The following is a 12973-nucleotide window of genomic DNA, read 5'->3' on the forward strand; positions in this document are numbered from 1 at the left end:
GCCTCACCTTAGCGGATGTCCGGGGGGGCCGGTCAAGCCGGCGCCAGCAAGGCGCATACCATCTCGACATGGCCCTCGCGCCAATAGCCTTCCCGGGCGGCCGCGTCCTGGTCCGAAATAATCCCTATCACCAGGGCGTGCACCACCGGCGAGAGCAGCAGCCAGACATGCCGGGCCGCCTCGGGCCGGCACAGCCCGCGCTCGGCCGCCAGCGCGATCAGCTCGGCCAGGGCCTGCTGCTGGCGCCGGCTATCGCTGCGCCAGCGGTCGATCAGCTCGGGCAGGCGCGCGCCCTCGGCCATCAACAGCCGGAAGGTGCTCATCAAGGCCGGCTGCGCGAAGGCGCCATGGATGCTGTCGACAAAGCGCTCGGCCAGCTCGCGCAGGCTGCCGACCCCTTCAAGCATGGCTTGCGGGTCGATGGGCGCGGGCTTGAGCCACTGGTCCAGCAAGGCGGCCAGGACCTCCTCCTTGCTCGTGAAATGCCCATACAGGCCGCCCTTGGACAGCTGCGCCCGCCGGGCGATGTCGTCCATGCGGGTGGCGGCGTAGCCGCGGGCCGAAAACTCGGCCAGGGCGGCGTCCAGAATCTGGCTGACGCGCACCTCGGCCGGCAGGCGCCGGCGCCCCCTCGGATCATTGCCTTGTTGTGAAATCGTCATGGGTATCGGACACTAGGGCCTGTTCATCGCAAGCCGATTACATACCGACTGGTCGGTCGTTACCTTGATTTTCGTCAAGGATTGCGCTGCGGCTTTGGCCGACAATCGTCCTGCGGGCCCACCCGTCCGCATCGCCGCAAGGCGTTTCCCCTTACCCAGCGGCGCCCACCCGGCGCCGTGCAGCTGAAGGTGGCAGGCACATGAGCAAGCGCAAGCCCTCCCGGCAAGGCATCTCCGCCCTGGACACGGCGGCCAAGGCGGCGCTTGCGCGCTGGACCGGCTCGCTCTCGCCGGCGGCGGGGCTGCTGGCCTGGACCGATTGGGCCGCCCACCTCGCCAACGCCCCCGGCAAACGCATGGCGCTGGCCGAGCTGGCCCTGCGCCAGACCGGCCAGCTGGCCCAATACCTGGGACAAACCGCCCTGCCGCCCACGGCCGGCGCGGCCCCCGCGCCGGCCCCGGATCGCCGCTTTGCCGATCCGGCCTGGCAGCAATGGCCCTTCAATATCTATCAGCAGCAGTTCCTGCTCGCGCAGCAATGGTGGGAAGCCGCCACGCGCGAGGTGCCGGGCGTCGAGCCGCACCATGCGCAGGTGGCCGCCTTCGCCGCGCGCCAATGGCTGGACATGCTCTCGCCCGGCAACACCCTCTGGACCAATCCCGTCGTCCTGCGCCAGACCTGGGAGGAAGGCGGCGCCAACCTGGCGCGCGGCGCGCGCAATGCCGTCGAGGACGCCCTGCGCGAACTCGGCCGCCAGCCGCCAGCCGGCGCCGAACACTTCCGGCCCGGCAAGGAAGTCGCCGTCACGCCCGGCAAGGTGGTGTTCCGCAACCGCCTGATCGAACTGCTCCAGTACGCGCCCGCCACCGAAACCGTCCATCCCGAGCCGGTGCTCATCGTGCCGGCCTGGATCATGAAGTACTACATCCTGGACCTCTCCCCGCACAATTCGCTCGTGCGCTATCTGGTCAGCCAGGGCTATACCGTGTTCTGTGTTTCCTGGAAGAATCCCGACGCCTCCTACCGCGACCTGGGCATGGACGAGTATCTGGACGAAGGCATCCAGGCCGCGCTGGCGGCCGTGGGCGCCATCGTCCCGGGCCAGCGGGTGCACGCCACCGGCTATTGCCTGGGCGGCACGCTGCTGGCCATCGCCGCGGCGGCGATGGCGCGCGATGGCGACGAGCGGCTGGCCAGCCTGTCGCTGTTCACCGCCCAGACCGATTTCAGCGAACCCGGCGAGCTGGGCCTGTTCATCGATGAAAGCCAGGTCAGCATGCTGGAGGCGCAGATGGCGCGCACCGGCTATCTGCGCGCCGGCCAGATGGCGGGCGCCTTCCAGATGCTGCGCCCCTACGACCTGTTGTGGTCGCGCATGGTCAATGATTATCTGCTCGGCCGGCGCCGCCCCATGTCCGACCTCATGGCCTGGAACGCCGACGCCACGCGCATGCCCGCGCGCATGCACGGCCAATACCTGCGCCGCCTCTTCCTGGACAACGACCTGGCGCAGAACCGCTACGAAGTGGGCGGCCGGCCCGTCATGCTCGGCGACCTGCGCCTGCCCATTTTCTCGGTCGGCACCGAAACCGACCACGTCGCGCCCTGGCGCTCGGTCTACAAGCTGCACTACCTGAGCCCCGCGCCGCTGACCTTCGTGCTGACCAGCGGCGGCCACAACGCCGGCATCGTGAGCGAGCCCGGCCATCCGCGCCGCGCCTATCGCATCCTGTGCCGGGCGGCCAACCAGCCCAGCCTCACCGCCGACGACTGGCTGGCCCAGGTGCCCCAGCAGGAGGGCTCCTGGTGGCCGGCCTGGGTGCAATGGCTGGACAGCCAGTCCGGCCCGGCCCGCGCCAAGCCGCCCGGCATGGGCGCGCCGCGCCGCAAGTTCCCGGTCCTGGGCGACGCGCCCGGCACCTATGTGTTGGAGAAGTGAAAACATGACCCGCCGCCTGCTCAGTCTTGCGATCAGCGCCAGCCTGCTTTCGGGCTGCATGTCGCTGGCGCCGGAACACACGCGCCCGCCCCTGCCCGTGGCCGCCACCTTCCCGCAGCCCGGCGCCCCGGTCAGCGAGACCGTGCCGGCGGCCGCCGTGGATTGGCAGTCTTTCTATACCGACCCCGAGCTGCGCGGCCTGATCGCGCGCGCCCTGATCAACAACCGCGACCTGCGCATGGCCGTGCTGCGCGTCGAAGAGGCGCGCGCCGCCTATGGCATCCAGCGCGCCGATCAATTCCCCACCCTGGGCGTGGGGGCCGACTTTCTGCGCCAGCGCAGCCCGGGCGACCTCAGCTTCACCGGCGAGCCGCTGACCGCCTCGCAATACCAGGTCGGCGTCGGCCTGGCCTCCTGGGAACTGGACTTCTGGGGCCGGGTGCGCAATCTCAAGGACGCCGCGCTGGAGAACTACCTGGCCACCGACGCGGCGCGCCAGGCCGCCACCCTGTCGCTCATCGCGCAGGTGGCCGACAGCTATCTCACCCTGCGCGAGCTCGACGAACGCCTGGCCCTCACGCGCGCCACCATCGCCAGCCGCGAAGAATCGCTGCGCATTTTCCGCCGCCGCTACGAGGTCGGCGCGATCTCCAAGCTGGACCTGACCCAGGTCGAAACGCTGTGGCAGCAGGCCAAGGCGCTGGGCGCCGAACTGGAACGCACGCGGGCCGCCCAGGCCCAGGCCCTGCAGGAACTCGTCGGCCAGCCCATCAGCCTGCCCGAGGCGCGCACGGCCCTGGATGACGATGCGCTCATGCGCGAGCTGCCGGCCGGGCTGCCCTCGGATCTGCTGACCAACCGCCCCGACATCGTGGCCGCCGAACATCAGCTCAAGGCCAACAATGCCAATATCGGCGCCGCGCGCGCGGCCTTCCTGCCGCAGATCACGCTCACCGGCGCCTTCGGCACCGCCAGCAGCCAGCTCGGCGGCCTGTTCGAGGGCGGCAGCCTGGCCTGGAATTTCGCGCCCAGCCTCAACCTGCCCATCTTCGACGCCGGCCGCCGCCAGGCCAATCTCGAACTGGCCCAGGCGCGCCAGCAGCAGGCCGTGGCGCAATACGAAAAGAGCATCCAGACCGCCTTCCGCGAAGTCGCCGACGCCTTGTCGGCCCGCTATTGGCTGGCCGAGCAGGTCAAGGTCCTGCACGCCACGGTCGACGCCCAGGCCGAACGCGAGCGCCTGGCCCGCCTGCGCTATGACCACGGCGCCTCGCCCTTTCTCGAAGTGCTCGACGCCCAGCGCGACCTGCTGGAAGCCCAGCAGCAATGGGTACGCACCCGGCGCGCGCTGCTGTCCAGCCAGGTGGCGCTGTACGCGGCCCTGGGCGGCGGCACCCATGCCCAGCCCGTCGAGGCCGCCGAGCCCGCCACCACCGAACATCCGTAACGAGGTCCCCCAAGATGAACGCCCGCAAATACCTGCCCTTGGCCATCGTCGCCGTCGTGGCCTTGCTCGGCTACTACGGTTGGCGCACCCTGAACGACCGCGGTCCCGGCGAGGGCTTTGTCAGCGGCAATGGCCGCATCGAAGCCACCGAGATCGACGTGGCGACCAAGCTGGCCGGCCGCGTCGAGGACGTGCTGGTCAATGAGGGCGCCTTCGTCAAGGCCGGCGAGCCCCTGGCCCGCATGCAGATCGACACCCTGAACGCCCAGCGCGAAGAGGCGCGCGCCCAGCACCAGCAGGCCATCAACGCCGCGGCCAGCGCGCGCGCGCAGATCGCCTTGCGCCAAAGCGACAAGGTCGCCGCCCAGGCCGTGGTGGTGCAACGCGAGAGCGAACTGGACGCCGCGCGCCGCCGCCTGGCGCGTTCGCAGACGCTGTCCAAGGAAGGCGCCTCCTCCATCCAGGAGCTGGACGATGACCGCGCGCGCATGAAGAGCGCCGAGGCCGCCGTCGCCGCGGCCCGCGCCCAGGTGGCCGCCGCCGACGCCGCCATCCAGGCCGCCCAGGCCGAAGAAGTCGGCGCGCGCTCGGCCATCGCCGCCGCCGATGCCACCATCGCCCGCATCCAGGCCGACATCGTCGACAGCGAGCTGCGCGCCCCGCGCGACGGCCGCGTGCAATACCGCGTCGCCCAGCCCGGCGAAGTGCTGGGCGCCGGCGGCAAAGTCCTCAACCTGGTGGACCTCTCCGATGTCTACATGACCTTCTTCCTGCCCGAGCAGGCGGCCGGCCGCGTGGCGCTGGGCACCGAAGTGCATATCGTGCTGGATGCCGCGCCCCAATACGTCATCCCCGCCTCGGTCAGCTTCGTGGCCAGCACCGCCCAATTCACGCCCAAGACCGTGGAGACGGCCAGCGAGCGCCAGAAGCTCATGTTCCGCGTCAAGGCCCAGATCAGCCCGGAACTGCTGCAGAAACACCTGACCCAGGTCAAGACCGGCCTGCCCGGCGTGGCCTGGATCAAGCTGGACCCCGATGCCAAGTGGCCCGCCAATCTTGAAGTCAAGGTGCCCTGATGGACGCGCCTGTCGCCCGGCTGGAGCATGTCACCCTGCGCTACGGCAAGACCGTCGCGCTGGATGACCTGAGCCAGGACATCCCGGCCGGCCGCATGGTCGGCCTCATCGGCCCGGACGGCGTGGGCAAGTCCAGCATGCTGGCCCTGGTGGCCGGCTCGCGCGCCGTGCAGCAGGGCAAGGTCACCGTGCTGGGCGGCGATATGGCCGATGCGCGCCATCGCGACCAGGTCTGCCCGCGCATCGCCTACATGCCCCAGGGCCTGGGCAAGAATCTCTACCCCACGCTCTCGGTCGAGGAAAACCTGCAGTTCTTCGGCCGCCTCTTCGGCCACGACGCGGGCGAGCGCCGCCGCCGCATCGACGATCTCACGCGCGCCACCGGCCTGGCCCCCTTCCTGGACCGGCCGGCCGGCAAGCTGTCCGGCGGCATGAAGCAGAAACTGGGCCTGTGCTGCGCGCTTATCCACGACCCGGACTTGCTCATCCTGGATGAACCCACCACCGGCGTCGATCCCTTGGCCCGCGCCCAGTTCTGGGATCTCATCAACCATATCCGCAAGGACCGCCAGGCCATGAGCGTCATTGTCGCCACGGCCTATATGGACGAGGCGCAGGGCTTTGACTGGCTGATCGCCATGGACGCCGGCCGCATCCTGGCCACGGGCACGCCGGCCGAACTGCTGAGCGCCACCCACAGCGACTCGCTGGAGGAAGCCTTTATCGCGCTGCTTCCGGAAGAGAAAAAACGCGGCCACCAGCCGGTCGAAATCCATCCCCTGGACGTCGATGAGCAGGCCGAGATCGCCATCGAAGCGCGTGATCTCACCATGCGCTTTGGCGATTTCGTGGCCGTGGACCACGTCAACTTCCGCATCCGCCGCGGCGAGATTTTCGGCTTCCTCGGATCCAACGGCTGCGGCAAGTCCACCACCATGAAGATGCTGACCGGCCTGCTGCCCGCCAGCGAAGGCCAGGCCTGGCTGTTCGGCAACGAGGTGGACCCGCGCGACCTCGATACGCGCCGCCGGGTGGGCTATATGTCGCAGGCCTTCTCGCTGTATGGCGAACTGACCGTGCGCCAGAACCTGGTGCTGCACGCGCGCCTGTTCCATGTCCCCGAGGCCGACATCCCCGACCGCGTCCAGGAGATGGTCGAGCGCTTCGACCTGGCCAATGCCCTGGATACGCTGCCCGACAACCTGCCGCTGGGCGTGCGCCAGCGCCTCTCGCTGGCCGTGGCCATGGTGCACAAGCCCGAGCTGCTGATTCTCGACGAGCCGACCTCGGGCGTGGACCCCGTGGCGCGCGACAACTTCTGGCGCCTGCTGATCGCGCTGTCGCGCCAGGACCAGGTCACCATCTTCATCTCCACCCACTTCATGAACGAGGCCCAGCGCTGCGACCGCATCTCGCTCATGCACGCCGGCCGGGTGCTGGTCAGCGACACGCCCGAGGCCATCACCCGCGAACGCGGCTCGGCCACCCTCGAAGAAGCCTTCATCGACTATCTGGTGGAGGCCGGCGCCGGCACCAAGCCGCAGGACGACGAGCAGGCCGCCGCCGAGCTCACCGCGCAGGAGCCGCCCAAGACACGCCGCCTGAAGGGTTTTCACTTCAGCCGCGCGGCCAGTTATATGTGGCGTGAGTCGCTGGAGCTGCAGCGCGACCCCGTGCGCGCCACCCTGGCCCTGGTCGGCTCGCTCATCCTGATGTGCGTCATGGGCCTGGGCATCAGCATGGATGTCGAAGACCTGCACTACGCGGTCCTGGACCGCGACCAGAGCAGCCTGAGCCACAACTATGCGCTCAATCTGTCGGGCTCGCGCTACTTCATCGAGCGCCCGCCCATCACCGACTATGCCGAAATGGACCGCCGCATGCGCAATGGCGAGCTTTCCCTGGCCATCGAGATCCCCCCGGGCTTCGCGCGCGATGTGCAGCGCGGCAAGGATGCGCAGATCGGCGTCTGGATCGACGGCGCCATGCCGCAGCGCGCCGAGACGGTGCGCGGCTATGTCCAGGGCATGCACCAGGGCTGGCTGCTGGACCAGGCGCGGCAGCACTATGGCTCCTCGGCCCACCTGCCGGTCAGCATCGAATCGCGCTTTCGCTACAACCCCGATGTGCGCAGCCTGCCGGCCATGGTGCCCGCCGTCATCCCCTTGCTGCTGCTGATGATGCCGGCCATGCTGACCGCCCTGGCCGTGGTGCGCGAAAAAGAGCTGGGCTCCATCATCAACCTCTACGTGACGCCGGTCACGCGGCTGGAGTTCCTGCTGGGCAAGCAGGCGCCCTACGTCGCCCTGGCCATGCTCAACTTCCTGCTCATGGTGCTGCTGGCCGTCACCGTGTTCGACGTGCCCATCACCGGCAGCTTCATCACTTTGCTGCTGGGCGCGCTGATCTATAGCGTGATCGCCACCGCCATCGGCCTGTTGGCCTCGACCTTCACGCGCAGCCAGATCGCCGCCCTGTTCTTCACCATGATGGGCACCATGGTCCCGGCGGTGCAGTTCGCCGGCCTGATCAACCCCGTGTCCTCGCTGGAGGGCGGCGGACGCCTGATCGGCCAGATCTATCCGGCCACCCATATGCTGACCATCACGCGCGGCGTCTTCAGCAAGGCCCTGCACCTGAACGATCTGTACAGCTCCTTCTGGCCGCTGCTCCTCGCCGTGCCCATCATCCTGGGCGCCTCGGTCTGGCTGCTGAAGAAGCAGGAGAGCTGAACCATGGGCCGACATCTCGCCAACATCTACCGCCTGGGCGTCAAGGAATTGTGGAGCCTGGCGCGCGACCCCATGATGCTGATCCTGATCGTGGTGTCCTTCACCGTCATGATCTACACCGCGGCCACGGCCGTGCCGGAAAGCCTGCACAACGCGCCCATCGCCGTGGTCGACGAAGACGTCTCGCCGTTGTCGCAGCGCATCGTCTCGGCCTTCTATCCGCCGCATTTCACGCCGCCGGCCAGCGTCACGCCAGCCGAGGCCGACGCCGGCATGGACCGCGGCCTCTACACATTCTGGATCAATATCCCGCCCAACTTCCAGCGCGACGTGCTGGCCGGCCGCCCCGCCGAGATCCAGCTGAATATCGACGCCACGCGCATGAGCCAGGCTTTCACGGGCAGCGGCTACATCCAGCAGATGATCAGCGACGAGGTCAATGCCTTCGTCAAGCGCTACCGCAAGATCGAGGCCCTGCCGGTGGACCTGGCCATACGCATGCGTTTCAACCCCAACCTGACACAATCGTGGTTTGGTGCGATGATGGAAATCATCAACAACGTCACCATGCTGTCCATCATCCTGACCGGGGCGGCACTGATCCGCGAACGCGAGCACGGCACCATAGAGCACCTCCTGGTGATGCCGGTCACGCCGACCGAAATCATGCTGGCCAAGGTCTGGTCCATGGGGCTGGTGGTGCTGGTCGCGGCCGGGCTGTCGCTCAGCTTCATTGTGCGCGGCGCGCTGCAGATCCCCATCGAGGGGTCCGTCGCCCTGTTCCTGACCGGGGCCGCGCTGCACCTGTTCGCCACCACCTCCATGGGGATCTTCATGGCCACGCTGGCGCGCAGCATGCCGCAGTTCGGCATGCTGCTGGTGCTGGTGCTGCTGCCCCTGCAGATGCTCTCGGGCGGCAGCACGCCGCGCGAAAGCATGCCGGAGTTCGTACAGAACCTCATGCTGGCCGCCCCCACCACGCACTTCGTGGAGCTGGGCCAGGCCATTCTCTACCGCGGCGCGGGCCTGAATGTCGTATGGGCGCCTTTCCTGGCGCTGTTGATCATAGGCAGCCTGCTGTTTGCCTTTTCGCTCGGGCGTTTTCGCAAGACCCTCAGCCAGCTGGCCTGAACGAGGGCCCTCCTTTTCACCTCTTATTGCAAGGACGGATCATGAAAAAAGCCACCACCTCCCCAAGCAGCCCGCCGGCGGCCTCCCTGCTGGGGGCCAATCTCGCTTATTGCCAGCGGCTGGCCGCGCTGGCCCAGGAAAGCCAGGCTCGCTGGGCCGAACTGGGTCGCCAGGTCTGGGGCGAAAACGCCAGCCGCTACCAGGCCACGCTCGCGCCCCTGGCGCAGACGCGCGACTGGCAGGACCTCGCGCCCGCCCTGGGCGACGTCGCACGCCAGCAATGGCAACAGCGCCTGAGCGCCGCCGAAGCGGTGGTGCACACCCTGCTGTCCGAGCAGACCGCCCTGGCCGCCGGCCTGTCCGAAGCCGCCAACGCCTGGCTGCAGGACGCCGCCTGCACCTGCAACGGCCTGGCCGGCATGCCGGCCGGCAAGCTCTGGGCCAGCATGGCCGAACAGATGAGCGCCGCCACCCAATCGCTGCAAGCCGCGGGAGACAAGCATGGACGCTGAACGCACGGCGCTGGTGACCGGCGGCATGGGCGCATTGGGCCAGGCCGTGGCCCATGCCCTGCACGATGCCGGGCACAAGGTCATCATCACCTGCCACCAGCAAGGCGCCGCCGTCGACGGCTGGCTGCAGGCGCAGCAGGCCGGCGGACGCGAGTTCCTGGCCTATGCCGTGGACGTGGCCGACCACGGTTCCTGCCGCCGGCTGGCCGAGGCCCTGGCCGCCGACGGCCACACAGTGGACATCCTGGTCAACAATGCCGGCGTCACGCGCGACGCCAGCCTGCGCAAGATGCGCCCCGAAGACTGGAGCGATGTCCTGCGCACCAACCTGGACTCCATGTTCAACATGACCCAGCCCTTCGTGGACGGCATGACCACGCGCGGCTGGGGCCGCATCGTCAACATCTCCTCGGTCAATGGTTTCAAGGGCGCGTTCGGCCAGACCAACTACGCGGCGGCCAAGGCCGGCATCCACGGCTTTACCAAGTCGCTGGCGCTGGAAGTCGCGCGCAAGGGCGTCACCGTCAATACCGTCTCGCCCGGCTACCTGGACTCGCCCATGGTGGCGGCCGTGCCGCCCGATGTGCTGCGCGACAAGGTGCTGCCCCAGATCCCGGTGGGCCGGCTGGGCAGGCCCGAAGAGATCGCCGCGCTCATCGCCTTCATATGCAGCGATCTCGCCGGCTTCATGACCGGCAGCAACGTCGCGATGAACGGCGGCCAGTACTGATCCCGGGCAGGCCGCTGTTGCCTTCAGGGGATTTGCGCGCTGTCAAAGCCGCGCGAATCCCGCTACCCTAAGATGGAATTGCGGGTTCCATTCACATAACACTCACACAGAGGTTGCCATGCTGAAGATTCTTGTCCCCATTGACGGTTCCGAATGCGCGCTGCGCGCGCTCAATGACGCCATCGGCCTGGCTAAGGAAAGCAGCGGCGGCGCGGAAATCCATCTGCTCAACGTGCAGGTGCCCATCGTCTCTGGCCACGCCAAGATGTTCCTGAGCAAGGAAACCATCGACGCCTATTACAAGGCCGAAAGCGACGAGGCGCTGGCCGCGGCCGTGGCCGCCGCCAAGGCGTCGGGCATCGCCTTCCATGCCGAGATGCGCAATGGCCAGTTCGGCGAAACCATCGCCAACTACGCCAAGGAAAAACACTGCGACCGCATCGTCATGGGCACGCGCGGCCTGGGCGCCGTGGGCGGCCTGGTGCTGGGCTCGGTGGCCCAGAAGGTCATCCACCTCTCGCCGGTGCCCGTGACCCTGGTCAAGTAAGGTCACCCGGCAGCAGACCCAGCGGGCTTCGGCCCGCTTTGTGCTTTCTGGCCCCCGGTCCAGCCTGTCGCCGGCTTGCGACCGCTCCCGGTGATGTGAAATATTTACGAGTTATTAACGAGTTACCACGGCATGCTTGTATCGTTTGTGCGGAATTTGCAATAATGTCCGCGCCCGCCCCGCGGGGCGTCCTGTCTCACAATCCTGCCTCACTCAACCGGCGAGACCCAAATGATCAAATCCGACGACACCGGCAAACTGATATTGCGCCTTGCGCTGGGCATCATCATCCTGCTGCACGGCCTGTCCAAGCTGAGTTCCGGCGTGGGCGGCATCGCGGGCATGCTTTCTTCGCACGGCCTGCCCGGCTTCATCGCCTATGGCGTGTATGTGGGCGAAATCCTCGGCCCGCTGTTGCTCATTCTCGGCATCTATACGCGCCTGGGCGCTTTCTTCGTCTTCGCCAATATGATCGTCGCCCTGCTGCTGGCGCACGCCAGCCAATTCGGCAGCCTCAATCCGCAGACCGGCGGCTGGGCGCTGGAACTGCAAGGCATGTTCCTCTTCACCGCGCTGGCCCTGATGTTCACCGGCGCCGGGCGCTTCAGCCTTGGCGGCACGGGCGGCCGCTGGAACTGAGCGTCAGGCCCCGCTTGCGCAAAAGCCCCCACGGGGGCTTTTGTGTTTTTTGCGGACCTTACTGGCGCATGCCGATGGCCAGGCGGTTCATGGCGCTCATCAGGGCGATGGCGAAGCTCAAATCGGCGATCTCCGCATCGCTGAAATGCGCCTTGAGCGGCTCGAAATCGGTATCGGGCGCGTGGGTCCGCGCCACATCGGCCAGGGACTCCGCCCAGGCCAGCGCCGCGCGCTCGCGCGCATCGAAATGCGAACTCACCTGCCAGCCGGCCAGGCTGTCGAGCTTGGCCTGCGGCACGCCCCCGGCGCGCAGCGCCGCCGCATGCATTTCCAGACAGAAGGCGCAGCCGTTGATCTGCGAAATACGCAGGTAGATGAGCTCGATGAAGGCCTTGCCCAGGCTGCTTTTGTCCAGGGCTTTCTTGGTGGCGAGCAGGCCTTGATAGGCCTCGGGAGACAGCGTGCCATAGGGCAGGCGCAGCGGGGTCATGACAGTTCTCCGGTCAGGATGGCGGGATGAAGAAAGGCGGCCAGGGCCTGGCGCGCCTGCGCCAGGTCTTCGGCCCTGGGGCGCAAACCCTGCAAGTACACGAAGCGCACGTCCTGGATGCCCAGAATGGACAGGGCGTAGCGCAGATAGGCCGTCAGGAAATCGGGCTGCCGGGCCTCGCTGCCCAGGAAAGGCGCGCCCGAACGCACCAGCACCAGGGTCGGGCGGTCCCGCAACAGGCCCACCTTGCCTTCGGGCGTGACGGTGAAACTGCGGTCTTTGCGCAGCACATAGTCCAGCCACAGCTTGAGCGCGGCCGGCACCGTGAAATTGTGCATGGGCGTGCTGATCAACAGCGCGTCGCTGTCCTCCAACTCGCCGATCAACTGCTCGGACAAGGCAAAAGCCGGATCGTCATGCGCGGCGCCCGAGGTGATGCCCTCGGCATAGTGCGCGGTCAGCGGCGCCAGCGGCCGGCCGGCCAGGCTGCGGGCCCGCACGCGCGGCGCGCCCGGGCCGGCCAGCATGTCGCGCACTTGGCGCACGCCCAGCGAAGCCTCGCGGTGCGGGCTGCAATCCAGGAAATAAAGCTGCTTCATGGGGATCTCGTCTACAGGGTCTGGCGGAAATGCATGGCCGCCGACAACAGCCCCTGGCGGAAGTAAAAACGCTGCGCCAGGGCATTGCCCAGGCCCGTGTCCAGCACCAGCTGGGCGCAGGCCTCGCGGCGCGCCTCTTCGCGCACCGCGTCGATCAGCATGGCGCCCACGCCCTGGCGCCGGGCCTCGTCGATGGTGACCAGGTCATCGATATAGATAAAGCGGCCGTAGATCAGGTTTTCCTGCAGGCGGTAGCCGGCCAGGCCCATGATCCTATCGCCGCGCCAGGCGGCCAGCAGGCGATAGCCCTGCCCGGCCTGGCGGCGCAGCTGCCCGACATAGGCCGGGACATCGCTCAAATGCGGCCGCAGTTCCCGCATGACGGCGAAACTGGCGAGGCAATCGGCCTCGGTTTCAATATGGCTTAGCCGGAGGGGGTTCATGATGCTCCTTGTGGTCCAGCCCTCA

Annotated in this window: 13 protein-coding genes; 9 read left to right on the forward strand and 4 right to left on the reverse strand. The window is 67.8% G+C overall.

Annotation, left to right across the window (positions count from 1 at the left end; genetic code table 11):
• Positions 1-32: 32 nt before the first annotated feature.
• Positions 33-662: a TetR/AcrR family transcriptional regulator gene (locus L540_RS16810; RefSeq protein ID WP_043208117.1), complete on the reverse strand. Its 630-nt coding sequence runs from the start codon at positions 660-662 to the stop codon at positions 33-35.
• A gap of 200 nt (positions 663-862) precedes the next feature.
• On the opposite strand from L540_RS16810, the gene L540_RS16815 reads away from it, so the two are divergent.
• The 9 genes from L540_RS16815 to L540_RS16855 all read left to right on the forward strand — a co-directional run bounded on the left by L540_RS16815 (position 863) and on the right by L540_RS16855 (position 11416).
• The gene (locus tag L540_RS16815) at positions 863-2602 is read left to right on the forward strand and encodes a PHA/PHB synthase family protein (RefSeq protein ID WP_048026559.1); all 1740 of its coding nucleotides are present in this window, start codon (positions 863-865) and stop codon (positions 2600-2602) included.
• A 4-nt stretch (positions 2603-2606) separates the two neighbouring features.
• On the forward strand, positions 2607-4049 hold the full coding sequence (locus L540_RS16820; protein WP_043208114.1) for an efflux transporter outer membrane subunit: 1443 nt from the start codon (positions 2607-2609) through the stop codon (positions 4047-4049).
• Between the two features lie 14 nt (positions 4050-4063).
• Entirely contained in the window at positions 4064-5125 is a 1062-nt protein-coding gene (locus tag L540_RS16825; RefSeq protein ID WP_043208111.1) for an HlyD family secretion protein, read from the forward strand.
• Complete coding sequence (gene rbbA, locus L540_RS16830; RefSeq protein ID WP_043208109.1) at positions 5125-7857, forward strand: ribosome-associated ATPase/putative transporter RbbA; 2733 nt, start codon at positions 5125-5127, stop codon at positions 7855-7857. The genes L540_RS16825 and rbbA overlap by 1 nt, the downstream gene beginning before the upstream one ends.
• A 3-nt stretch (positions 7858-7860) precedes the next feature.
• Positions 7861-8988, forward strand: coding sequence for an ABC transporter permease (locus L540_RS16835; RefSeq protein ID WP_043208107.1), 1128 nt, complete (start codon positions 7861-7863; stop codon positions 8986-8988).
• 41 nt (positions 8989-9029) lie between these two features.
• The gene (locus L540_RS16840) at positions 9030-9500 is read left to right on the forward strand and encodes a hypothetical protein (protein WP_043208104.1); all 471 of its coding nucleotides are present in this window, start codon (positions 9030-9032) and stop codon (positions 9498-9500) included.
• Positions 9490-10230: an acetoacetyl-CoA reductase gene (gene phbB, locus L540_RS16845; RefSeq protein ID WP_043208103.1), complete on the forward strand. Its 741-nt coding sequence runs from the start codon at positions 9490-9492 to the stop codon at positions 10228-10230. The genes L540_RS16840 and phbB overlap by 11 nt, the downstream gene beginning before the upstream one ends.
• Positions 10231-10348: 118 nt before the next feature.
• Positions 10349-10777 carry a universal stress protein gene (locus L540_RS16850; RefSeq protein WP_043208101.1) on the forward strand — a complete coding sequence of 143 codons (429 nt, stop codon included), beginning with the start codon at positions 10349-10351 and terminating at the stop codon, positions 10775-10777.
• Between the two features lie 231 nt (positions 10778-11008).
• Positions 11009-11416 carry a DoxX family protein gene (locus L540_RS16855; protein ID WP_043208100.1) on the forward strand — a complete coding sequence of 136 codons (408 nt, stop codon included), beginning with the start codon at positions 11009-11011 and terminating at the stop codon, positions 11414-11416.
• A gap of 58 nt (positions 11417-11474) precedes the next feature.
• Here the strand turns inward: L540_RS16855 and L540_RS16860 are convergent, their stop codons facing one another.
• The 3 genes from L540_RS16860 to L540_RS16870 are packed head-to-tail and all read right to left on the reverse strand — an operon-like array spanning position 11475 to position 12948.
• A complete protein-coding gene (locus tag L540_RS16860) occupies positions 11475-11906 on the reverse strand; it encodes a carboxymuconolactone decarboxylase family protein (protein WP_043208098.1) in 432 nt (143 codons plus the stop codon).
• On the reverse strand, positions 11903-12505 hold the full coding sequence (locus tag L540_RS16865; protein ID WP_043208096.1) for an FMN-dependent NADH-azoreductase: 603 nt from the start codon (positions 12503-12505) through the stop codon (positions 11903-11905). Before L540_RS16865 ends, L540_RS16860 begins: the two co-directional genes overlap by 4 nt.
• Before the next feature lie 11 nt (positions 12506-12516).
• Positions 12517-12948: a GNAT family N-acetyltransferase gene (locus L540_RS16870; RefSeq protein WP_043208094.1), complete on the reverse strand. Its 432-nt coding sequence runs from the start codon at positions 12946-12948 to the stop codon at positions 12517-12519.
• Positions 12949-12973: the final 25 nt, after the last annotated feature.

This window comes from Bordetella pseudohinzii (assembly GCF_000657795.2).
Classification (GTDB): domain Bacteria; phylum Pseudomonadota; class Gammaproteobacteria; order Burkholderiales; family Burkholderiaceae_B; genus Bordetella; species Bordetella pseudohinzii.